Source organism: Bacterioplanes sanyensis (genome assembly GCF_002237535.1).
Classification (GTDB): Bacteria; Pseudomonadota; Gammaproteobacteria; order Pseudomonadales; family Oceanobacteraceae; genus Bacterioplanes; species Bacterioplanes sanyensis_A.
In genome coordinates, this window is sequence record NZ_CP022530.1 from 1,653,726 (window position 1) to 1,678,283 (window position 24,558).

Genomic DNA, 24,558 nt, shown 5'->3' on the forward strand with positions numbered 1-24,558 from the left:
AGATTTTTTGATGACAATGGCAAAGATGATGATAGCAAGTCAACGGACTGAGATGGCAGTACTGGATTCAATTCGTAATCAACGTAATAGCTGGCTGGCTAAGGCATTGGTCTACTGCATTTCTGTGACCTTCATGGTGCCAGTAGTCCCGGCTAGCTATGCAGCAGGTATCGTTACAGATCCAAATGCTGAAGTGCGTTTTCAGCCTCAGGTTAACATTCATAACTCTGTACCAGTGGTGAATATCGTCACACCGGATAATACAGGTTTGTCACATAACCGGTACGAGCAATTTAACGTTGATAAAAACGGTGCTGTATTAAACAACTCGCTAGTGTCTGGCACCAGTCGCCTGGCCGCTGAAATCATCGCCAACCCAAATCTGAATGGTGTCGCTGCTAGCACTATTTTGAACGAAGTTACATCGTCCTCTAATACCAAAATGCTGGGTGCTTTAGAGGTGTTTGGTGAGTCTGCTAATGTCATTATTGCCAACCGAAATGGTATCACCTGTAACGACTGTGGTTTTATCAATACTGACAGGGTCACTTTGACTACTGGTCTGCCTCAGTACATTGGTAACGCGTTGTATTTTGATATCACTGATGGAACCGTGACCTTTGCTGGTGAGGGGGTCGATCACAAACTGTCCCCTGAAATCCTGGATGTTTTTGCTCGCTACATCGATGTAAACGGTGAGGTGCAGAGTAGCCAACAGTTAAACCTGATCTCTGGCGCCTTGAGCCTGAACTACACAGATTTACTATTGGGTGAGGTGGATGTAACCCCTCTTGCTGCAGATGCTGCAGAGAATCGCACATACGCTATTGATGCATCGATTTTTGGAGCCATGCAGTCAGGTAAAATCAGCGTTATGGCCACAGAAGAAGGCCTTGGCGTGCGTAGCGACAGCTACTTATTTTCACAGTCCGATAGCCTATTCATTGAATCCGCTGGTGATATTGCCTTACGTGACGCTGATTCCTTTGTCGGCATCGAAATATCAACGCCAAACGATGTTGAAGTATCTGAAGATCTGGTCGCGAACACACTTGTATTGACTCAGTCGGATAACTTTCGCAATACAGAGCAGTCCGAGGTTACTGCAGACATTGTCAATCTGTCATCTGACACGTCTATAGAGCTTCATGGAGAAGTGAACTCTCGAGAAACAGACATCAACAGTCAATCCGCATATATCTCTGCTGACTTAATTTCATTAGGTGATATTAAGCTTGACGTAAATGCTGTGACGTTGAACGGTGGTGAGATAGTAGCCGATGAAGTCCGGTTTAACTCGGATTCTATAAATATGGAGGATGCACTATTGTCCTCATCCTTTATTGATTTTGATGTTAACGATTCTTTGCTTGTCGATGAGTCAGAATTGGTAACACAAGAGTTGATTTTTGATGGTGGTGCTTTTGCAGTATCTGGTACATCAATAGCAGCGGACTTGTTTGCCGCTAAAAGTGGCGTATTCGATGCCAGCAATAGCTCCATCAAGGCGGGCACCTTGAATGTCGATGCGAACAGCAGTCGTCTTGTGGACAATGATATTCATACAGTGAACTTTTCGTTGGCGACTGAAGATCTGGACTTAAACCGAACAGCCATTGTCTCTAAAGACCTGATGCTTGAATCAGGCAAGATATTTTCACGAGACGGTCGATACCAAACAGAGAATGCCACCATTTCTGGCGAGAACGTTACTCTCGTCAGGGATCGGTGGACTGTGCTGAGTTTTGATCCCAATGAAGGGGTAAGTACAGTTGCAAACTCTAATGGTCAATTTGTATTGGATGCAAGTCAGCTGAACGCAGTCAAAACCAATGTCGTTGCGAATGTCATTAGCTCTGATGGCGATGTCACAATTCTACAAAATACTAATCTGAACGCCAACGAACTATCATTAAACGGCAAGCAGCTGACGATCGATAATAATAGCAAAATATCCTCATCGGAAAGCACGAGAGTTGCTGCTCAGCTGGTCGACTCCCAGGCAGACTTTGACGTAAATTCTCTGGTTATTGATGCCGACAGTCTGAGCTTGGGCGGTAAGTTATCTGCATCCAGCTTTGTTAATCTTAACGGTGATGAAATTCTGCTGAGTCAGGCTCAAGTAACTACCGATACTTTCAATGTCTCTGGTGACACTCTTGAGTCCAATCTAACGACCGTTGTCAGTCGTGCATTTAATGCCTCAATTGCTAGTTTGATTGATCTTGAGACCATGCAGATTAATAGTGACAGTATTGGTTTGCGATCCCATACCATTAATTCCGGTCCAAAGGTAAGCCTTGAGGCAAATGGTATCGCGGTACATGCAACGGACTTCTTCAACTCTGGAAAGCTCTATGCATCTGATTTCTTCCGTGCTGAGCTAGAACGCACCTTTGAAAATAGTGGAAAAATCATAAGCTATGATGATTTAACCATTGCGGCGGAGACCATTGGGAATAAAGCATCTGGCCAAATTGCTTCCATCACGATGGATATGCAGGCGGATGATATTGATAACCATGGTGAGCTTGGCTCTGATGCTCTAAAAATATCATACGGTACGCTCAGTAATTACGCTAACTCCAGTTTGGTGGCAGAAAACCTGACTTTGAGCGCTAGTGATGCAACATCGGTTCTATATAATGAAGGCAGAGTTTCTATAGCGCAGTTGATGTCTTGGGATAATGAGCTGCGAGAAGCTGGAAATTTGTCTAACGTAGGTCAATTAGAAGCGGGGGAGCTAGATTTATCTGGTTTAAACCATGTGTCTGTCGGCTCCAATGGTACTGTTAACGTCAAGCATGGTGTTAGTGGCGAGATCGGCCGTTTATCTCAAGCGGGTGAGTTCTCCTCGGATAGCCTTCATTTAACAGCCGATGCGGTAGATAACTTTGGCAAATTACAAGCAAATATTGTTTCTTTAAATACCGCCGGTGATGTGCACAACTCAGGTGTAATAACATCAGAGAGCATCATGCTAACGGCTGACGCCATAATTAACGACCATGATGCAGAGATAACGTCACAGTATTTGCAGACAGAATCGGTAATGGTAGAAAATCATGGTTCGATTGCTGCCAGCGAGCTAAATATTCGTGGAGCATCTGATGTTGCTACATTCAAAAACTATGGAGATGTGGTCCAGCGCAATGAGTTTGCTGGTGAGCAACATGAAGGTGGAAGCCTTGTACTGAAGCAGTTCGACAGCGTCGAAAATGATGGTCAGATTGAGGCAGATGATTCAATATTTTTGATTGAACTGTCATCAATTCTGAATGGAGTGGGTGATGATAGTGCAACGATTCTGTCCTCCGGCAACATTGAAGCCAGTGCCCATAGCACCATTCAAAATGCGGGTTTGTTGGTTGGTAGAAGTGTAAACATAAGCGCTAAAGAGTTAGTCAATAGCGGAAAAATCTCTGTCACCAGTGCTGAAGTGAATATAGGGGAAGCTTTTGATAACAGCGGTATTCTCTATCAACGTGATGAAGCACTGAGTGACGAATATGTAAATGTGAATGCAGCTACTTTTGTGAACGGTGAAGACGCGGTTACAGAAGTGATTCGTGGCGTTTTGGACTTATCGTCGGGTACCCCGGGTACGCTTATTAATAAAGGCGTACTGGCAGAGCGCAGGGAAGCAGCCAACAGTGGGCTGGCGATGCGTGGTATTGGCGCACTGCAGAACTCTGGGCAAATCAGCATGTCGGCAGAACTGTCGATTACTGGCGGTGATTTTCATAATGAGGGTAGCGATGCTTACATTGGTGTAGGTGTTCTCAATTTCGATGCGCTGCAATCTCTCGTAAATGATGGGTCTTTGGTATATGACAATGATAGCCGTATTGTGGCGCAACAGTTCAATAACACAGGTACTGTCGCCAGCACGGATGAAAACCAGCAAGTAGCATTGGCTCTAGATGCAGATGCACTCACCAATGCTGGGCGTGTTTCTACGTCAGGTGGCTTGAGCGTCAATCAGAACGTCGCGGGTACCATCACCAACCAGGGGCTCATATATGGTCAGCAGGTTCATATCGGTAGTGCGACCCAACGCCAGGTAGCTGTCACTAACAGTGGTGCCAATATTCAAAACCCCACCGGCGAAATGGTAGCGGGGGGATTCAGAGTGGCAGTGGTGATTTGGCTATTATTAGCCAATCGTTTACCAACCATACGAACAGTGATCAGGGGCAACTCACCAGTGCTGGCGAGTTGCAACTTGATGTGAGCAGTACGGTTGAGTTGCAAGGCACGGTGGAGTCCGCTGGTGCAGTGTCCATGAACTTGGGTGCTTTGGACTTGCACAGCAATGCCAACATACGCTCGGCTTCCGGCAATAGCAGCATCCAAGTGGCTGGTAATGCCAACATCGAAGGCCAAGTGCTGCTCTCTGGCGCCAGTCAGGTGAGTGCTTCAAACTTAAGCAATACAGGACATATCCAGGCTAGCCAGTTGGGAGTGTCGGTAGCAAATACGCTCAATAACAGCGGTAAGCTGGTGACCGATAGTATTGGTGTTAATGCGGCGACCATTACCAACAGTGGCCAACTGCACGCCAATCAACAAACAACACTGTCGGCCGTTAATATTAACAATACCGGTACTCTGACTAGCGCCCAGCAAATGTCATTAAACGCGGCTGGTGGTACGTTAAGTAACTCAGGTACGGTCAATGCTGTTCAATTAAATGCGTCGGCCAATCGTATTAATACGGGAGCCGGTAGCCTAATAAATGCACAAAGTGCCAATCTGACCGCCAGTCAAATTGAGAACCGTGGCACGCTGAATCAAGCACAAGGCGCCGGCCAGTTCACACTCTCAGCACAATCGATTGCCAACCTTGGTGCGAGCGCACTGATGGACATTACTCGTGGCGTCGTACAAACGGCGGATCTTCGCAATGAAGGGACCCTGGTCAGCGAAGGTGGCAGTGATTCGGGCCAGTTGAACATTCAGGGCTTGGAAACACTGGAGAACAGTGGTCAGCTGTTTGTGCACACTGACCTTAGTGTCGCTGAACAGCTATCGAACAGCGGTAAAATCCAAGTAAACAATCTGTCTGCACAAAGCCTTAGCAGCTTTGAAAACAGCGGTGATGTGCGCGCCAAAGAGGTTTTGCAATTAGGCAGTCAAAGCACCCTAAATAATGAAGGCAACCTGCTGGCGAAAGAATTGGAGTTAATCAGCCAGAGCCAAGTTATGAACAGCGGCCTGATGCGTGCAGACACCAAGTTGGTGATTGACGGCCAGCGTATACAAAATATGGATGGCGGAGAAATATCGACCACGAATGATCAAGCAACACTGGAGTTGACCGCCAATCAAACAGCAATCAATCGTGGCAATATCATCGCTAAAGGTGATATCGATATGAATGTTGCCCACTTTGATAACCGTGGCAATATGACGGCTACGCAAACTGGCACACTTAAGCTCGATAGTCTTGATAATAGCGGCTATATCTATGGTAAAGATATCGTTGTCGGCAGCCAAACTCAGTATATCACTGAAGATGGATTGGCCAACAGCCAGGGAGCTAGTGGGAGTTCCGTCACCGGTTTGGTTGCAAGAAACAGCCTTACCATGTTTGTGCGTGGTTTGTTACAAGCCTCGTATCACTCTAAGTTAATTAATTTAAATAGTGATCAAGACCTTCAAGTTGCCGGGTCTATTATGGCGGACGATGCACTGAATATCGACGCCAAAGGCCTTACCGTCATGGACACAGGTACCATTAGTATCAATGGTGGTCAGCCAGAAAGTGTGTGGAAGCTCGATGGTGATCTGATGAATCAGGGCAGTATCACTTCAACAGCAGACTTAAATATTACTGCCAAGCAGTTCAGTAACGAAGCCAACGTTGCCACCAATGGGTTGCTCAGTGTAAAGGTTGATAACTTAATCAATTCCGATGCAGGCGTATTGTCAGGTGTTGCAGGGGTATCTATTAGCGGTGAAAGTGACTGGGCCCAATCTCTGTTGAACGAAGGAAGTATTATATCTGGAAGTACTTTAGATATTGAGTCTAAAATCATATCGAACAGATCTAAAATATCGGCCAAGGGTGGCTATTGGAACTTTGACGAGTTAAATAATGCAGAAGAAGCTACGATTGTAAATATAGGAAGCCATGTAATTGGTTCATCTGCAAGTCGTGCTGGCTCTATCAGAAACTCTGGCGTTATTTTTTCAATAGATGCTAGTTATTTTATTGAAGACCTTATTAATAGTAACACTGTATACAGTCTCAATGGTTTAGTTGTCGACTCTGCTGGCACTGGTCACGAAGATGGTGGAATTGTCAATAAAGGTGATTCATGGATTGGTACTAGTGGCGGACTAAGTCTGGTTACAACAACGTCGTTGACTAATCTCGGTACAATTAAGGCTGGCGCCGTTGATAGTGTGATCGGTGCATCTGTTATCAATAATGGTGATGGTTCATCACATGTCGGTACTATATCTTCTGATGGTAATCTTACCTTAGATGCAAGCCAGTTCAATAATTATGGCTATCGCGACTCGTCTGCAGTAAAAGCCTATTTTGATAAAGTCATTTCGTACTCTTACGCGAGTTGGACTAAAGGAGATCCTAGCGATTACTACTGGCAGCATAAGGTGGGTTTTGCATACGGAGAGTTCGAGAAAACTAATCATCGAAGTGCTGTTTTTAGTGGTGGAGATCTTATCTTTGAGGGCAGTGTTCTCAATAAAAGTAGTGATATTAGTTCGCAGGCTGATTTGACGGTTGCTGGTTCTGTTAATAATGTTAGTGATGTTTTTTCAGTTAATTATTCTCAGGCGGAATTTCTTCGAGATACAAATAATAATAAGGTCAAAACAAAGAACTACTTTCAATATCTGTCCAAATATCGACACAATGCCCAGCCAGAAGATCAGGACTATGATGTCTTCCTTCATGTGACAGACAACATTTATAGAAATCCGAGTAGTGGAACGAATGATAGTCCGAGCAATTACTTTTTCCGTGGACCCTGGGCAATCGATGAAAGTAATTCTTGGGGTGCAATTAGTGTAACCAATATGGGCTCTGCTACCTTAGAAAACCCATTTACTGTTGCTGTAATTTCAGCAAAAAATGGTAATTTCAACTGGGGTGGTAGTCTCAGCAATAATGGCTACATTGCCAGCAGGAACTTCAGTAGTGCACGTAACGACCATGTTCCAGGGATGGGAGGTGTAGGCAGTGGAGCTGATCAAAAGCTAGGCGAAGATGCAGAGACAGTAGAAGAAGAGTCGATTGACTACGGTGATGCTCCTGAACAAGCTGAGGCTCAGGATGTTGATACTAATGCAGGGCATAGTGGCTCTGATGCAGCGTCTGGCACGACAGATAATGAAGTTGCGGATATAGATCAAATAGGTGTGGATATGCCTGCTGATAGCCCAGATTTTAGCAACGGTGTCTCTGGCCCCAATATTATTGATTTGGGCCGCGTCCCTGAAAGTGCTTTGGTCCTATTAAATGTACCTGGTAGCGGTTTCAGCTATGAGGATCTCAATGCGCTGAGCCTAGGAGGTGATAAAGACCCCGACGAGCTGTCTAGTGATGAGGCTTTACGTGCGATGCTGGCGAGCCTTGGGCAACGCCAGGGTAACAACCAGGGAGTCATTAATGATGGGCAGAAGAATCCTTTTGAATTAAGCACACCAACATTGTACGACTTGCCTGATGAAGTACGCGACATGGTATTGTCTGCTCTCAATTACGACCCGAACCCGTACTCCGCACTGGAAAACTTATCGGATGCTCAACGACCAGAGGTAAGTGCTGAACCTCTGTACAACCCTATCGAAGAAGCTGAATTGATTCGCCAAGCTGCGATGCGTCAGTCCGGTGCAGCGTATTTTTCGAATGAATGGACATCGGCCAAACAACAGCGTGATGCCATGTTCAATAATACAATGGACTACTTGGCAGCTAACAATGATTTGACTCTAGGCGATGCTCTAACAGCAGAGCAAATTGCAAAGTTAGAGGCGCCATTATTGTGGTATACACGAATCAATATTGGTGGGCAGGAAAAACTTGTTCCAACAGCGTATTTGCCTGAAGCAACACTAGCACAAATGACTGTGCCGACTGCAGGCACTATTGATGCTGATACAATGGTTTTGTCAGGTATTGACGAGTTTGCCAATACTGGCGCCATTAATGTATCAGGGCATGCGTCGATAGATGCCAATACTTTTCGAAATGAACGGTTGGTGCAATCTCTGCATGGTGTTGACAGCGAATATACCATTGTTGATGAAGGTGCAGCGATTAATGCTGGTAGTCTGGCGATAACCACCACTGAGGACATCAATAATATCGGTGGCAGCATAAAAACCGATGGCAATTTGATACTGGATGCGGGTGGTGGCATTAATCTCACAGCGATTGAAACGCGCGAATACAACAAGTCTGGTAAAAACATTGACGAGCGCAACGGCTATGTCACCAGTACCATCGAAGTTGGGGGGAATGCTGAGCTTTTAGCAGAAGGCGACATCAACAGCCAAGCTGCGAGCGTATCGGTCGAGGGTGATTTGGACCTGGACGCAGACAATATCAATCTGCTGGGTGTGACAGAGCGCGAGTATACGCAACGCCATACCGAGAAAAGTGGCCGCTTTAGTTCGTCGAAAACCACCGAACAATGGGAGACGCAAACCTTTAAAGGCACCACCTTTGATGTCGGTGGTAATACCCGTATGACCGCAGAAAATGACATCAATATGGTCGGTACCACCATTGAAGGCGACGGCAATATTGGTCTCAAGGCGGGCAATGACGTTCTGATTACCGCCGGCATCAGCCAGGAAAGCTACAGCAAAGAAAAGTCCGGCAAAGGTGTTGTTACCACCAGTGGCCAGCAAAAAGGCCACATCACGCAAACCGCCGTGGGCAGTAACTTGCATGCCGGTGGTAACTTAACCATCGACAGTGATGGCGGCGATGTCAGCATTTTAGGTTCCACCTTGCGTGCGGAAGAAAACCTGCTGCTGGGTGATATGAAAATCCAGCGTGATGAGACCGGCGCGCCCATCCTCGACGAAAATGGCCAGTACATTACCGAAGACGGTGAAAGCATTGCCAACCTCACCATTGGCAGCGTCGAGCTGAAAGACGAAGAGTGGAATGAAAAACAATCCGGCCTCAAAGGTCCGTTGAAAAAACTGGCCCAAGTCGCGGCCTTTACCCTCAGCGCTACCGGTGCTGCGCAGCAGATGCAAGCGCTGGGCATCGATACCGAGATCACCATTGCTCGCAGCGAGTCAGAGCGCACCGAAACCACCCACCACGCCGGCTCGAAAACCACCGCAGGTGGTAACCTAGTGGCCAGGCTGGATGATCATCTGCAAGTTAACGGCAGTGAAATTGGCGCCGATGGCAGTGGCCTGTTGCACAGTAAGAGTGCCACGTACGACACCACGGTGGACACCAAGACCACCACCGAACAACGCAGCGAGGAATCCGTCAGTGCCGACAGAATGGCGTTGACCAAGGACGAAGCAACGATCGCCTCGGCGACCCATACCGACCATACGGAAACCAAGACCACGGTAGAGCAGACAGCCAACGTTACCAAGCTGAATTTTGGTGGTGGCCTCTCCTCCAATACGGTTGAAGACACTGAGTTTAACGGCGTGTTGGCGGATATCGGAGGCGATGCCAGCATCACGGGTGGCAACGTTCGCTTTGGCTCAGCCAGCACCACCAACAGCACGGTCAGCGAAGAAGAAACCGTCGAGACCAGCTACTCCGTGGGCGTGCGCAACGCCTATGTCGACACTGCCTATGCCGCCGAAGCCGTGGCCGACGCCACCAGCGCCGTCGGTGATGCCAAAGATGCACTGGACGATGCCAAACGCCGCGTTAAGGACGGTACCCTGGCCCAAAGCGCGTTGGATGACTACCGTGCCAACCTGGCCGCCGCTCAGGCTCAGCTGGCCAATGCCACCATCGCATTGGGCGCTGCCGGTGCCACCGCGGCGGGCTCTACTGCCACAGGCGGTTTTTACGCCAGCGCCGGTGTGAACCGCAGCGAGACCAGCAAACAAAGCAGCGAATCGCACACCACCCAGCACGGCAGTGAGTTCAAGATCGGCGGCAACGCCATCATTACTGCCCGCGATGGCGGTGCCATTGATCTTATTGGCTCCAGCCTAGACGTCGGCGAACACCTGTCGCTCGATGCCGATGACGTGAACATCCTCGCCTCGGCGAACGAAAGCCGCAGCGATTCTTCCGAGCAAAGCCGCAGTGCGGGCTTTAGCGTGAGCACCAGTGGTGCTGAGGGCGCCAGCGCAGCGCAACAAATGGCGGCTGCTAGTGGCAGCGCCAACGTCAATATGCAGAACAGCGACAGCGACAGCTCCAGCAAAACCTACAACAACAGCAGCATTAAAGCCGGCAGCTTCAGCAGCACCAGCAAAAACTTGCACTTGGCCGGCGCCAACGTCGAAATCACCGGCGATATCGACATCATCACCGACAACCTCGTCGTTGAAAGTCTGCAAAACGAGTCGCGCAGCAGTCACAGCAGTGAAGGCGGTGGTTTCAGTGCCTCCAGCGGCGGCGGTGGTACCGTTAGCTACAACAACACTGATGGCAGCAGTGAGCGCGCTTGGACCGACAACCAGACGACCCTCATCGGCGGTGGCAACGTCAATATCAACGCCAAAAACACCGAAGTCCACGGTGCCGTGGTGGCCAATGCCGTACGCAATGAAGACGGCAGTCTCACCGACTTGGGCAATCTGAACCTGATCACCGACGAGCTGACCGTCACCGACCTACAAGATACCGACGTGAGCGAAAGCAGTGGCGTGAACCTATCGGTATCTGTGTCCAGTGGAAAAGACGAAAAAGGCGAGCACCAACTTAGCAGCAACAGCACCACCGTCGGCCTGACCAACCAAGGCCACCGCAAAGAGCAAACCACCGCAGGCACCTTGGGCGGCGGCACTATTACTCGCCGCGATGGCAGTGAGCACGAGTTAGGCGATACCAATCGCGACCTGGATCAGCGCCAAGTCGTGACGTTGGATCAGCAAACCGGCGGCTTAAACGCCACGGTCACGGTGGACCACCGACTGCTGTCGGAGGAGGGTCGCAATGAAATCAAGAAAACCTTCGTTGATACGAGCCAGCACGTACAGGAAATCGCTCAAGCAGCGGATGATTTGACGAGCACCGATATTGATACGCTCGCGGCTTTGAACAAGGTCGATGAGTACGCCACCAACCGTAAGGTGATCGCTGAAAAAGCCGCCGACGAAGCAGAGCAGAATAAGCTGCGTGGTGACGAAGGCGCTGAAGGCAGTCAAGAAGGCTTGCAGGAGCTGAGTAATGCTCTGACAGATGCGCATGGCTTGGAGCAAGGAGCAGAAGTCGCTCTGTACGACGGTTCACAAGTCAACGATGACACCGTCGCCATCGATAAAACCGCTGTTAATAAGTCTGAAGTAGCGGGTGCCTACCACGAGCGTGACCAAGGCATTTACGTCAACGTCGACAAGACCGACATGACCGACAGCACTGCGACGGTCACGACCTTGGTGCACGAACAGACCCGTCACCAGATGGCCGAAAACGGCGACACTGGCCGCCTGTCTCGTGATGACCAAACCACGTTGGCACATGCGGCGGGTGAGCGTGCCGGTGATGCCTGGGAAGCCTACAGCGATCTGGCCGGCGTAAGTACCAAGGGTGGCAGCACGGCGGCCCAATGGCGCGAGACTCAGCGCCACAGCGCTGCGGTGCAGCAAGGCACTCAGAACATGGCGGCCATCAACAACAACGAGCTTAAGGCCCGTCAGCTCAATGCCAATGAAGCCAGCATGATGGATCAGGCTCGTGCCGCCATCGATAACAGCGGCCTCAGTGATGCCGAAAAAGCCGCTCAGAAGAGCCGCCTAGATGACTTGGCGTGTGCCGAGGTGCAGTGTGCAGCGGGTGTGAACTCAAATGATCCGCGGTATGGCGAGCTTGTAGCAAAGCAAGAGCGCGGTGAAGCAATAAAGCAAAACGACAACACCGACATCATCGACATGATGGGGGATCTAGGGGTTGAAACGGTTGCTCAAGAAGAAACGACCATCAAAAACAGCTTCTTGGGTACTGATCGTGTAGTCACCAGCGAAGAACAACAGTTTGAGTATGGTCTGGCAGACAAAGCCGACGATGCACTGGGTGCGCAGGAACACATCACCGCCAAAGTCGACGGCCTCGTGCAAGTAGCAGGTGGTGTAGCAGGTACTGCCAGTGGTGCGGCTATGACTGTCGGTGGAATAGCCACGTGTGCCCCATCCGCTGGGGTCGGGTGTGGCATTGCAACGGCCGGTGTTGGAGTGATTGCACTCAGTGGAAATGAGGTTACAGAGGGAGTTAATAAACTACGCGCAGACCACCAGTTTGGAAATGGGCAACGCGTTTTGGACTCGTTCAGTTCAGAGACGCACCAGGGTGAACATAGCCCAATAGAAGACCTTGCAGTGAGCGCAGGCACGTCTGCAGCATTGGTTTTGACGAGCAAAGTCGGTGGTCGTTACGTCGATGATGTTGTCGATGCGGTGAGTGATAAGGCCCCGGATATCAGTACTGCCCAGCGAGCGGGTGGTGTTGATGCGGATGAAATGATTGCGCAGGATGGGCCGACGTACAGCGGTGTCAAGCATGAGCAAAATTCGTCAGATAGCGTCAATCAGTCAATGACTGCTGATGGAAAGGAGCCAGCTTGGACGGATAATACCGTTGTCACGAAAGAGACTTTGTTGCCAAACGATAGCAATCAATTGGAAATGATTGTCACAGAAGGGCAGCTAGATGCGATTTCAGCGGGTAAGCCTGCAATTGGTGGTTGGGCAAGCAAAGATAAGTTGCCGGATACTGTCCAGGATGCAAGGGATGTTACAGCGGTTAAAAAAGAATGGAAAAATGACAGCACCGAGGATCTGCATGTCATTACAATGCAGCCTAAAGCGCCAATCACTGGCAATTCGGGCAGCGCAAGGGAAATGTATGATGAAGAACTAGACCGTACGCTCCCGGGCGGTGTAACTCAGTTCGAGTTTGAAGATAGGCAAGAGGCTTTCCAGAATCTAGAAATTATTGATAGCCGACCGCTGAGGCCTTCAAGTGATAGCTCGTCTGCTCGTAATTTGAATGAGCAGAATGTCAATGCTAGCAATCATTCAGATTCCAGCAGTGTAATAGAAAGTCAAGCCCGTAGTCAGGACGTTGAAAAAGTAGTTACAAAGGAAACAAAGCCAGATTTCATTGTGTCACCTAATGGTACGACGATGCCCACAAACAAGGATTTCAACTTGGTAGACTCTAATAAACAAGGTGGTGATTGGTTTCAGATTCATAATAAGCATACTGACGCTAAGGTGGATGGCTCTCCGCATACTCATTATCCTAAGCAGCACGCTAACAGTCGTACGCGAGAAATAAAAAGCACCGATGGTGCAGACATTGATCGAGCAGATCAAGCACTAAGAGATGGTTTGATGAGAGAGCGATTGGACAGAAAAGATAAAGGTGGACAGCTTTGACTCAGTTTGTGCTAGTCGCTCTAGATAATAAGCCGGAAGGACATTTATCGCTTATTGAACTTAATGAGCTTAATGATAGTTTTTTGGTTAAGGCTGCTGATGAGCTATTCATCAGCACGCCTTTAGATAAAATTTATTCATTGGATATTGATGGTTTGTTTTTGGATGCTCAGAAATCTGTACCCGATGTTCCGTTTGAGAAAACAGAGCTTTACGAATCGATAAAGTTGATTTCTGGTAGTGCGAGTGAAATTATATTCTGGTACGGATCTGAATATGGTGATTTGGATTGCGTTTACGATGAGGATGAGTTGCTAGTAAGACTGCAGAGGTCTATATCAGATTCATTTTGTGAGGCGTATGTCCATTTCAAGAAGCCTGTTTAGGTTGTTTTTTAATGTTTCAGGTCTAGGGCTGGAAAAGTTCTTGTTTGCATTTCCAAGTGCCCGAGTGTGAGTTGCGAGAAAGCAAACTAGCTGGGAATATGTAGAGTATGTTCTGGTTGAGAAGAGTAGTAATGCGGTCCTGGTATCATCGGACAGATTTGCAGGTATAATCGTATATTCGATGATGGGCGGCTATCGCCAGTTTGTTTTTCTGTTGGTGTCGATCGTGTGAAAAATTGAATTAATACCGAGGTCATCGAGTTATCGTTCTCGTTCTCGTTCTCGTTCTCGGTTTTTGTTTGTAAATAATTAAACGTGTTTTTTAAGTTTTTTAACTAAGTCTGGGAGCGGTTGTCCGCTACAGATCTAATGATCATGGTTGTGGGGTGGTTTTTGTATTGGTGTTTAATGAAATTTTGGTAAGGAGGTGAGGATTGGGATGATTTAAAGCAGGTGAACGGTGGTTCAGGGCGCGTCCCGGGAGCGATTCAAGGGCTTATTTCTGATGATGAAAGTGTGCAGGAGTCTTCTTGTTGGGCGCTCGATAATCATGTGGTTTTCAAGGTGATATATATCAATCGGCGTCTTCTGTGATTCCATTTTTTTTTTTTTTTTTTTTTTTTTGAATTCTAGTATTAAAGATAATTTCTGATCGGGGTTATGTTTATGACTTGCTGTTGTGGTCAACCAAAACCGGACACTTTTCTAGAAGCTGTTTCACAACTTCTTTAGCACGATCATCATGCAGGCGGCGTGAAAGAAGGCTCGATACATTGAGAGCTTTCTTTCCCATCGAACCACTAATCGCCGATAATTTCCAAGCCAAGCAAAAGTGCGCTCTACTTTCCAGCGACGGTCGTACCTTCTCAGCTTTCTACCATCTTGCAGCGGCGCTTTTCTCCTGTTTCGACGATGTGGACAAATGAGATCAATACCCCGCTTCTTTAACGCCATTCGCAGAGGATCAGAGTCTGCCGCTTTATCGTAAATCAAACGCTTCACCTTGCTCTTGCCATAGGAAACATTTAACAAAGCCTCAATCAGATTGACCTCCGCCGGTGACGCTGAGCCAAGTGTCAGCCCGATTGGAATGCCTTCGCCATCGACGACTATCATCCACTTCGACCCCTTACCACGCTTGGTTTTTCCAACACCGAGGCCCCTTTTTTTGCGGGTGCAAAACTACCATCAGAAAACGATTCTTCCCAATTTAACCGCGACTGTTGATCCAGAACGCGAAGAAGCTTACGCCAGGCTTTGACCCATGCACCTTGCTCTTCCCAGTACTGAAGGCGGCGCCAGCAGGTACTCGGTGAAGGATAGCGCTCGGGTAGATCACGCCAGCGCGCACCTGAACGTAAGACCCATAAAATGCCCTCGAAACAGGCTCGATTGCTGATAGGTTTGGGACCCCCTTTGCCACGAGGCAGGCTGGGTAAACAAGGCTCAATGTGTGCCCACTGTTGGTCGGTCAGTTCTGAGGTTGAACGTTTCATGGTGGAGGAGTTGAAGCTGATAGTTTTGATTATTATATCGGACTGAAGGTTATGAAACAGCTTCTAGTGCGTCATTCAATCTTAGAGAAGCCGACCAACCAATCACTCAAAGGAAAGAGATCTATTAAGTTACTAGATATATTCCCTTCCACATACTTCCCTCCAAATTCATACGGGTTAGACTCAGAAAATGAAAAAACATCAAACACATAGTTCTTAATGTAAATAACTTCATCTTTATTCAAAGAACTTTTTCTGGTGACAGAGTAGTCCAAAGCTGCATTAAAATCCTTCAATGCCGCACCCTCATCACCCAACATATAAAGCGAAAATCCACGCAAAAGAAGAAACTCCTCATCAAAAACAAGACGATACCGAGCTGAAGCATCCAGGCTTGACAAAACCTTGCCGTAGTTTCTCTTTGAGTAAAAATACAATGCTCTCGACCAATAAAAGCTCCCCAAAACCACCTTAAGAACCAATAGCAACCTACTCAAATAGTTCCGATATCTCATTGACATTTTTAACAACATCCCTTACGAAATTGGTGATTGTCCTACTAGACTCTTTATTTTTCGCCCCCTCTTCAGGTTTGTCACCTGTACGCCTATCATTCTCGTACAAATCGTTATCCACATGACGATTGTCAAGCGTTTCAGGGCTAGTATCTTTCATCCGCTCCTGATAAAGCTCACGGTTTGACTCAGCTTCGCGTCTTCTATTCGCAAGGCTATCAAAGCCAGTTTCGTTATCAACATCGTACTCTACTTTCTTACTGCGGCTTTTATCCGCATTTTCTCTTATAACTTCAATTAACGAGTCATCTAGCTGGGAAGACTTTTTGCCTAAGTTTTCGAATGTATCTTGTGCCACATCATCAGCTTTCTTCACTCCCTTAGCCGCTGGGAATAGCATCCCAGCTGCAGCCAAGCCAGTATCCAACACGTAGTTTGGCGCTTCTTCAAACGTTTCACTGCTAAATGAGTTTAAAACACGCTGCCCAACATCAGACTCGTGATTCAATGCACCATCGATATTGTCGCGTGTCTGCTGGGCCATATGCTCGGTAAAACCGAACCCATTTTCTTGGTTGTCCAAACCGTCTACAACCGGTGCTGCGACCACCAGTACCCCATTGACTGCTGCTTCTGCTGCGTTGTTAACACGCTCAGCAAACTCTCGGGTATTTTTAGAAGCAAAATCTTGGGCCTCATCCCCCGCGTCGTACTCAAACTGCTGCTCGTCTGAGGTCACAACACGATCGGTACCCAAGAAGCTGTTTTTGATGGTCGTTTCTTCTTGAGCAACCGTTTCAACCCCTAGATCCCCCATCATGTCGATGATGTCGGTGTTGTCGTTTTGCTTTATTGCTTCACCGCGCTCTTGCTTTGCTACAAGCTCGCCATACCGCGGATCATTTGAGTTCACACCCGCTGCACACTGCACCTCGGCACACGCCAAGTCATCTAGGCGGCTCTTCTGAGCGGCTTTTTCGGCATCACTGAGGCCGCTGTTATCGATGGCGGCACGAGCCTGATCCATCATGCTGGCTTCATTGGCATTGAGCTGACGGGCCTTAAGCTCGTTGTTGTTGATGGCCGCCATGTTCTGAGTGCCTTGCTGCACCGCAGCGCTGTGGCGCTGAGTCTCGCGCCATTGGGCCGCCGTGCTGCCACCCTTGGTACTTACGCCGGCCAGATCGCTGTAGGCTTCCCAGGCATCACCGGCACGCTCACCCGCCGCATGTGCCAACGTGGTTTGGTCATCACGAGACAGGCGGCCAGTGTCGCCGTTTTCGGCCATCTGGTGACGGGTCTGTTCGTGCACCAAGGTCGTGACCGTCGCAGTGCTGTCGGTCATGTCGGTCTTGTCGACGTTGACGTAAATGCCTTGGTCACGCTCGTGGTAGGCACCCGCTACTTCAGACTTATTAACAGCGGTTTTATCGATGGCGACGGTGTCATCGTTGACTTGTGAACCGTCGTACAGAGCGACTTCTGCTCCTTGCTCCAAGCCATGCGCATCTGTCAGAGCATTACTCAGCTCCTGCAAGCCTTCTTGACTGCCTTCAGCGCCTTCGTCACCACGCAGCTTATTCTGCTCTGCTTCGTCGGCGGCTTTTTCAGCGATCACCTTACGGTTGGTGGCGTACTCATCGACCTTGTTCAAAGCCGCGAGCGTATCAATATCGGTGCTCGTCAAATCATCCGCTGCTTGAGCGATTTCCTGTACGTGCTGGCTCGTATCAACGAAGGTTTTCTTGATTTCATTGCGACCCTCCTCCGACAGCAGTCGGTGGTCCACCGTGACCGTGGCGTTTAAGCCGCCGGTTTGCTGATCCAACGTCACGACTTGGCGCTGATCCAGGTCGCGATTGGTATCGCCTAACTCGTGCTCACTGCCATCGCGGCGAGTAATAGTGCCGCCGCCCAAGGTGCCTGCGGTGGTTTGCTCTTTGCGGTGGCCTTGGTTGGTCAGGCCGACGGTGGTGCTGTTGCTGCTAAGTTGGTGCTCGCCTTTTTCGTCTTTTCCACTGGACACAGATACCGATAGGTTCACGCCACTGCTTTCGCTCACGTCGGTATCTTGTAGGTCGGTGACGGTCAGCTCGTCGGTGATCAGGTTCAGATTGCCCAAGTCGGTGAGACTGCCGTCTTCATTGCGTACGGCATTGGCCACCACGGCACCGTGGACTTCGGTGTTTTTGGCGTTGATATTGACGTTGCCACCGCCGATGAGGGTCGTCTGGTTGTCGGTCCAAGCGCGCTCACTGCTGCCATCAGTGTTGTTGTAGCTAACGGTACCACCGCCGCCGCTGGAGGCACTGAAACCACCGCCTTCACTGCTGTGACTGCTGCGCGACTCGTTTTGCAGACTTTCAACGACGAGGTTGTCGGTGATGATGTCGATATCGCCGGTGATTTCGACGTTGGCGCCGGCCAAGTGCAAGTTTTTGCTGGTGCTGCTGAAGCTGCCGGCTTTAATGCTGCTGTTGTTGTAGGTTTTGCTGGAGCTGTCGCTGTCGCTGTTCTGCATATTGACGTTGGCGCTGCCACTAGCAGCCGCCATTTGTTGCGCTGCGCTGGCGCCCTCAGCACCACTGGTGCTCACGCTAAAGCCCGCACTGCGGCTTTGCTCGGAAGAATCGCTGCGGCTTTCGTTCGCCGAGGCGAGGATGTTCACGTCATCGGCATCGAGCGACAGGTGTTCGCCGACGTCTAGGCTGGAGCCAATAATGTCGATGGCACCGCCATCACGGGCGCTAACCGAGGCATTGCCAGTGATAGTAAACTCACTGCCATGCTGTTTAGTGCTCGATTCGCTGCTGTGCTTGCTGGTTTTGGCACTGGTATCATGGTAAACGTGGTGGAACAAGCGGTACTTGCCCGGTATCGCACAGGTGTAACCACTCGCAATGCACTATTGCAGCTGAGATTGTTTTGAGAGACTATCTACTAACGATCAAATCTGGCTTTCCCTAAACTAAGTCAATCGGTATTTTCATGTTCACTAATGTTAGAAAGTTAAACTCCAACCGTGAAGAGATAACCCGAAATAAGCTAGACATTGCTCAGGAAGAGTGCTTTGGTTTTTCTTGGGATAGCGGAAAACTGGTATTTGACCGCCCTGTTTTTGTCTCAATCATCAATAAATCAGAGTATGCCTTGGTATCAGAAATTGAAAAGGGCGGTTTCATCAGAATATATAACTCACTTGGCAACGAGGTAACGTCAATACACCCACCCAAAAAGAATGATAGAGACCTAGAGTTCCTGTACATTCAAAAAAACAAGGATAACGGGGATATTATTGGGCTAATATTCACTGATGGAAAAACAGACTATCGGTATAAATATTCACTAAAATACGGAATACAGTCAGACCCTGTAGAAATCGGAAAATAGCCCTCCGTATCGCTTCGACTTCAAACACAAAAGGTCCCATCAAATAATTTAAAGAAGAGTCTCATCACCACCGCAAGAATCTCTATAAACGCTCTACTAACTGATGCCTCCTCGTAGTTCGCATTTAGTTTCTTACACATGCAAACAAACGCTAAAAATAGTCTGGATACACCACAAATAAAGGCTCCAAAGTCAGGTGACCTAAAGACTTCAAATCAAATGAGAGCCTCTCAATTTCTCTAGCATAGTCCATGCTATCAAATACAAATACTTCTTTTCCAAACTCAGTTTCAAGTTCTCATGTTACCGAGCCGTCAAAATGTCTAACAGAAACCCCATCCCAACTGTAGTGGTCTAATTCACCCGGACACCTCGTTAAGATAGTATTCATACCAACCGAGGTGAACGATGATAGCAGAGAAAAAACGACGCAAGTTTACGCCTGATTTTAAGAGAGACGCAGTGGCTTTGATCACCGAGCAAGGCTACTCCTTTGCCAAAGCAGCCCTGGCGGTTGATACCAGTGAGAACAACCTTCGACGCTGGAAAAAAGAACTGGAACTCGAAGCTTTAGGCGAGTCTATAGCGGCCGATGAGCGCGCAGAACTGAAGCGCTTGAGACGTGAAAATAAAGAGCTGCGCTTAGAGAAAGAAATCCTAAAAAAGGCCAGTGTAGATTCAATCGATCATCGCAACACCTTTTTTGATCATGTCTGATGGTGTCCTAAACTTCAATGTCTTTCTTGGCCTTTCATTTAGTTCCGTTGCAACCTCGTTCAATCGATTCTGAGTATGTAATGACAGGTCCGTTTTTTTAGGAAAATATTGGCGAATCAGGCTATTGGTGTTTTCATTTGTGCCTCGTTGCCACGGACAGCCAGGGTCACAGAAGTAGACAGGTATACCCGTTTCTCTGGTTAAATCGGCATGCTTCGCTAGCTCCATACCACGATCCCAAGTCAAAGATTTTCTATATTTGGGTGGCACTTGATTAAATGCAGATAGCAGAGCTTGGTGAACTGATTCTGCGTCCTTGCCGGCGATTTTTAGGACGATAGTAAAACGCGACTTTCTATCGACTAGCGTGGCAATATGTGTGTTGTTCGAGCCAGATACCAAGTCTCCCTCCCAGTGACCAACAGACCTTCTGTGATTGATATTCTTTGATCGCTCATGGATCGAAACTCCGTTAACTATGTTCGTGAAGCTTCTGTCGCCACTTCAGCGATGATGCTTGCTATGACGCATTGGTCTACTTCGACGGAGGTACTGGGAATAGGAGTGGTGAATCACCCCTTTAGCCCGGACATATATCGATTTATAGATCGTCTCATGTGAGACTTGCATTAATTTGTTGGAAGAGTATTTATTGCGCAACCAGCCTGAGATCTGCTCTGGTGACCACTTCAGTTCAAGCTTTGACAAGACTATTTGCTTTAGCTCTGAATTAAGTTCTAGAACGCCTAGTTTAGGCCGCCTAGCCATGTGGTTCGCACGAGCATCCGCATTAACAGCTTTATAGAAACGCCGCCCGTGATTACGAGCAACTTCTCGGGAGATAGTTGATGCGGAACGGTTCAGCATACGAGCAATGGCTCTAAGTGACATTTTGGCTGATAATGCAACCCTGATCTCTTCTCGCTCAGATAGCGTTAGATGCTGAGAGTTTCGTTTGGGAGTGGCTGGTTTTATACCACCCGAGTCACGCAACGCAGTGAATATTGTGCCTGGAGCAGCATTAAGTACCCTTCCAATGTCATTGAAACCCATACCTTGTTTCCAAAGCTTGAAAATCAGATCTTTCTCTCCCTGAGTAAATGTTCTCTTGGCTCGTTTCATCAAAAGCACTCATGCAAATCACTAGATTAACTGAACTGTTGCGATGATCGATTGAATCTACAAGCGCCTTCTTTGCGAAAGAAATGAAGTAAAGTACAGCTTCATTCGCCAGTGGGAAGGTGACGGCGGTGTCACGCTGCTATGCCGAGAGATGCAAGTCAGCACCAGTGCCTATTACGACTGGCTCCGACGTGATGGCAAACATCCTGATAGCCGAGCGTGGCACCTGAAACAGCGCATGAAGACGTTGTTTAACGAGTCGCGACAAAGCTTGGGTAGCCGTCGACTGGTGAAATTACTGCGCAAAGAAGGCTTTACCATGGGTCGCTACCGGGTGCGATCGCTGATGAAAGCACTCGGCCTGAGCGTCCGGAAGAAGAAACGGTTTGTGCTGACCACCGACAGTCAACACGCGCTGCCGGGGGCAGAAAATGTGCTGGATCGAGCGTTTTCTCCGAGCGAGAAAAATCGTGTGTGGACGACGGACATCACTTACATTTGGACCTTGCAAGGCTGGGTTTATCTGGCGGTGGTGATCGATTTATATTCGCGCCGAGTGGTGGGTTGGCATTTGGATCGCCATATGGAAACCGCGCTGGCCAGTCGAGCGCTGATGATGGCTATTAACTTGCGCCGACCGCCTAGAGGGCTACTCCACCACTCAGGCCGTGGCAGTCAGTACGCCAGCCATGCTTACCAAGCACTGCTGAAACAGCACGGCATGGCGTGCTCCATGAGCCGCAAAGGAAACTGCTGGGATAACGCACCAACAGAGCGTTTTTTCAGTAGCCTTAAACGCGAGTGGTTAACGGGAAATATTTACGCGACCCGAGAACATGCTGTGGCTGATGTGAGAGAGTACATTGCCTATTATAACGCTCGCCGTTTACACACGACGCTGGGCGATGCAACACCGATTGAATATGAAAAATGTGCTTAGAAGCTGTTTCATAACCTTCAGTCCGATATAATAATCAAAACTATCAGCTTCAACTCCTCCACCATGAAACGTTCAACCTCAGAACTGACCGACCAACAGTGGGCACACATTGAGCCTTGTTTACCCAGCCTGCCTCGTGGCAAAGGGGGTCCCAAACCTATCAGCAATCGAGCCTGTTTCGAGGGCATTTTATGGGTCTTACGTTCAGGTGCGCGCTGGCGTGATCTACCCGAGCGCTATCCTTCACCGAGTACCTGCTGGCGCCGCCTTCAGTACTGGGAAGAGCAAGGTGCATGGGTCAAAGCCTGGCGTAAGCTTCTTCGCGTTCTGGATCAACAGTCGCGGTTAAATTGGGAAGAATCGTTTTCTGATGGTAGTTTTGCACCCGCAAAAAAAGGGGCCTCGGTGTTGGAAAAACCAAGCGTGGTAAGGGGTCGAAGTGGATGATAGTCGTCGATGGCGAAGGCATTCCAATCGGGCTGACACTTGGCTCAGCGTCACCGGCGGAGGTCAATCTGATTGAGGCTTTGTTAAATGTTTCCTATGGCAAGAGCAAGGTGAAGCGTTTGATTTACGATAAAGCGGCAGACTCTGATCCTCTGCGAATGGCGTTAAAGAAGCGGGGTATTGATCTCATTTGTCCACATCGTCGAAACGGGAGAAAAGCGCCGCTGCAAGATGGTAGAAAGCTGAGAAGGTACGACCGTCGCTGGAAAGTAGAGCGCACTTTTGCTTGGCTTGGAAATTATCGGCGATTAGTGGTTCGATGGGAAAGAAAGCTCTCAATGTATCGAGCCTTCTTTCACGCCGCCTGCATGATGATCGTGCTAAAGAAGTTGTGAAACAGCTTCTAAGGAACAACATGAAAATATCTATAGGCTTTTCCACGAATTATTTGTCGCGGTTATCATGCAAGCGGTGTGAAAGAGGGCTCGATATATCGAGGGATTTCTTTCCAATATGTTGATAAAGCATTGAGGAAAGCAGATGAATTTATGACCTACGCTCCCGGGAGGTGTGCCTCAGTTCGAGTTTGAAGATAGGCAAGAGGCTTTCCAGAATCTAGAAATTATTGATAGCCGACCGCTGAGGCCTTCAAGTGATAGCTCGTCTGCTCGTAATTTGAATGAGCAGAATGTCAATGCTAGCAATCATCCAGACACCAGTAGTGTACTAGAAAACCCAGTCCGTAGTCAGGGTAATCCCCCCATTTTTAACTGACATTAAAAGTAGAAGTTAGGCTGCCATCAAAGGTGGCTTGCCTCCATTGGCCTTGTGTGGCCGTTTGTGATTGTAAAACCACAACCAGTTCGTTGCATACTCCTGAACTTCCTCAATCGATTCAAACAGATGCTTGCTGACCCAGCTGTAACGCATTGTGCGGTTATGACGCTCGATATAGGCATTTTGCTGAGGCTTTCCAGGTTGAATGTATTCAATTCGAATACCATGCAGTCTGGCCCACTTAACAAACTCGTTACTGATAAACTCCGGCCCATTGTCACAGCGTATTGCAGTGGGTTTCGGTCGCCACTCCAGTAGCTGATTCAGTGCTCGAATAACCCTGGGGGCTGGCAATGAAAAATCCGCTTCGGTGCACAGTGCTTCACGCCGATAGTCGTCGATGACGTTAAATAGCCGATAGTGACGATCATCCGCTAATTGGTCGTGCATAAAGTCCATTGACCAAATTTGGTTGGGCCTGATGGGCTCCTTCAGTGGCTCAGGCACCTGTCGTTTTAATCGACGCCGAGGCTTAATACGTAAATTCAATGCCTGCTCACAATAGATCCGATAAACACATTTGTGGTTCCATGGATGCCCCTCGACGTTGCGTAAGTAGTCAAAGCAAAGCCCAAAACCCCAGTCGCTTTCTGCATCAGTTAGCTTTATAAGTCGGTGGGCGATGTCAGCGTTTTCGTCACTGAGTTTGGGCTGATAGCGGTAACAGGTTTCGCTCACGGCGAACATCCGACAGGCCAGACGAATGCTGATCTTGCGCTCAACGACAGATGGTTGAGCCAGCATACGCCGCGCCTGGGGCTTCACCACTTTTTTGCCATGGCTTCCTGAATGATCTCAGCTTTGAGGCGCTCTTCGGCGTACATTTTCTTGAGGCGTCGGTTTTCTTCCTCAAGCTCCTTCATACGTGCCATGAGGGAGGCATCCATGCCACCGTATTTGGCTCGCCATTTGTAAAATGTCGCGCTGCTCATGCCGTGTTCACGGCAAAGTTCCGGTACGGGTGTGCCGGCCTCGGCTTGCTTAAGGATCGCCATGATCTGGCTGTCTGTGTAGCGTGATTTTTTCATGCAGAATCTCCTGCGCTTAGGTTACGAGAAAATTCTACTTTTGGCTGCTGTTATTTTTCGGGGGGATTACCGACCGACAACCAAACGACCCTCATCGGCGGTGGCAAG

General features: G+C 48.6%; 11 protein-coding genes and 3 pseudogenes. 8 read left to right on the top strand and 6 right to left on the bottom strand.

Going from position 1 to position 24,558, the window contains the following annotated elements; genetic code table 11:
- Positions 1-52 precede the first annotated feature (52 nt).
- The 3 genes from CHH28_RS07885 to CHH28_RS07895 are packed head-to-tail and all read left to right on the top strand — an operon-like array spanning position 53 to position 13,958.
- Positions 53-4,234 carry a filamentous hemagglutinin N-terminal domain-containing protein gene (locus CHH28_RS07885; RefSeq protein WP_157729824.1) on the top strand — a complete coding sequence of 1,394 codons (4,182 nt, stop codon included), beginning with the start codon at positions 53-55 and terminating at the stop codon, positions 4,232-4,234.
- Complete coding sequence (locus tag CHH28_RS07890; RefSeq protein WP_157729825.1) at positions 4,147-13,572, top strand: hemagglutinin repeat-containing protein; 9,426 nt, start codon at positions 4,147-4,149, stop codon at positions 13,570-13,572. Before CHH28_RS07885 ends, CHH28_RS07890 begins: the two co-directional genes overlap by 88 nt.
- On the top strand, positions 13,569-13,958 hold the full coding sequence (locus CHH28_RS07895) for a hypothetical protein (protein ID WP_094059793.1): 390 nt from the start codon (positions 13,569-13,571) through the stop codon (positions 13,956-13,958). Before CHH28_RS07890 ends, CHH28_RS07895 begins: the two co-directional genes overlap by 4 nt.
- Before the next feature lie 717 nt (positions 13,959-14,675).
- Here the strand turns inward: CHH28_RS07895 and CHH28_RS07900 are convergent.
- The 4 genes and pseudogenes from CHH28_RS07900 to CHH28_RS07915 all read right to left on the bottom strand — a co-directional run.
- A pseudogene (locus tag CHH28_RS07900) lies at positions 14,676-15,104 on the bottom strand (IS5 family transposase); the annotation flags it as partial.
- Entirely contained in the window at positions 15,071-15,454 is a 384-nt protein-coding gene (locus tag CHH28_RS20580; protein ID WP_094058567.1) for a transposase, read from the bottom strand. The gene CHH28_RS20580 and the pseudogene CHH28_RS07900, both read right to left, overlap by 34 nt.
- A gap of 71 nt (positions 15,455-15,525) precedes the next feature.
- Positions 15,526-15,855: a hypothetical protein gene (locus tag CHH28_RS07910; protein ID WP_157729826.1), complete on the bottom strand. Its 330-nt coding sequence runs from the start codon at positions 15,853-15,855 to the stop codon at positions 15,526-15,528.
- Between the two features lie 88 nt (positions 15,856-15,943).
- Entirely contained in the window at positions 15,944-18,829 is a 2,886-nt protein-coding gene (locus CHH28_RS07915; protein ID WP_157729827.1) for a hemagglutinin repeat-containing protein, read from the bottom strand.
- Between the two features lie 128 nt (positions 18,830-18,957).
- On the opposite strand from CHH28_RS07915, the gene CHH28_RS07920 reads away from it, so the two are divergent.
- Together CHH28_RS07920 and CHH28_RS07925 are read left to right on the top strand one after the other, a co-directional pair.
- Positions 18,958-19,359 (top strand): hypothetical protein, encoded by a 402-nt coding sequence (locus tag CHH28_RS07920; protein WP_094059797.1) that lies wholly within the window; start codon positions 18,958-18,960, stop codon positions 19,357-19,359.
- Positions 19,360-19,767: 408 nt separating this feature from the next.
- The gene (locus tag CHH28_RS07925) at positions 19,768-20,076 is read left to right on the top strand and encodes a transposase (RefSeq protein WP_094059798.1); all 309 of its coding nucleotides are present in this window, start codon (positions 19,768-19,770) and stop codon (positions 20,074-20,076) included.
- Here CHH28_RS07925 and CHH28_RS07930 read toward each other — a convergent pair.
- Positions 20,038-21,198, bottom strand: a pseudogene (locus tag CHH28_RS07930) (IS30 family transposase). The gene CHH28_RS07925 and the pseudogene CHH28_RS07930 sit on opposite strands and share 39 nt — an antisense overlap.
- Before the next feature lie 55 nt (positions 21,199-21,253).
- On the opposite strand from CHH28_RS07930, the gene CHH28_RS07935 reads away from it, so the two are divergent.
- The 3 genes and pseudogenes from CHH28_RS07935 to CHH28_RS07945 all read left to right on the top strand — a co-directional run.
- Positions 21,254-22,138 (top strand): IS3 family transposase, encoded by an 885-nt coding sequence (locus CHH28_RS07935; RefSeq protein ID WP_157730021.1) that lies wholly within the window; start codon positions 21,254-21,256, stop codon positions 22,136-22,138.
- A 63-nt stretch (positions 22,139-22,201) separates the two neighbouring features.
- Entirely contained in the window at positions 22,202-22,585 is a 384-nt protein-coding gene (locus CHH28_RS20585; protein ID WP_094058567.1) for a transposase, read from the top strand.
- Positions 22,552-22,980, top strand: a pseudogene (locus CHH28_RS07945) (IS5 family transposase); the annotation flags it as partial. The gene CHH28_RS20585 and the pseudogene CHH28_RS07945, both read left to right, overlap by 34 nt.
- A gap of 394 nt (positions 22,981-23,374) precedes the next feature.
- On the opposite strand, the gene CHH28_RS07950 reads toward CHH28_RS07945, so the two are convergent.
- Positions 23,375-24,450 (bottom strand): IS3 family transposase gene (locus tag CHH28_RS07950; RefSeq protein WP_094059801.1). Its coding sequence is split into 2 segments (ribosomal slippage): positions 23,375-24,198 and positions 24,198-24,450, totalling 1,077 coding nucleotides; the frame shifts between segments, so codons are not numbered across the junction.
- Positions 24,451-24,558 lie beyond the last annotated feature (108 nt).

What these genes read in the sequence shown, in the direction of transcription:
- CHH28_RS07885 (WP_157729824.1), top strand. Translation starts at nt 53, where the DNA reads ATGGCAGTACTGGATTCAATTCGTAATCAACGTAATAGCTGGCTGGCT.
- CHH28_RS20580 (WP_094058567.1), bottom strand. Translation starts at nt 15,454, where the DNA reads ATGAAACGTTCAACCTCAGAACTGACCGACCAACAGTGGGCACACATT.
- CHH28_RS07920 (WP_094059797.1), top strand. Translation starts at nt 18,958, where the DNA reads ATGTTCACTAATGTTAGAAAGTTAAACTCCAACCGTGAAGAGATAACC.
- CHH28_RS07925 (WP_094059798.1), top strand. Translation starts at nt 19,768, where the DNA reads ATGATAGCAGAGAAAAAACGACGCAAGTTTACGCCTGATTTTAAGAGA.
- CHH28_RS20585 (WP_094058567.1), top strand. Translation starts at nt 22,202, where the DNA reads ATGAAACGTTCAACCTCAGAACTGACCGACCAACAGTGGGCACACATT.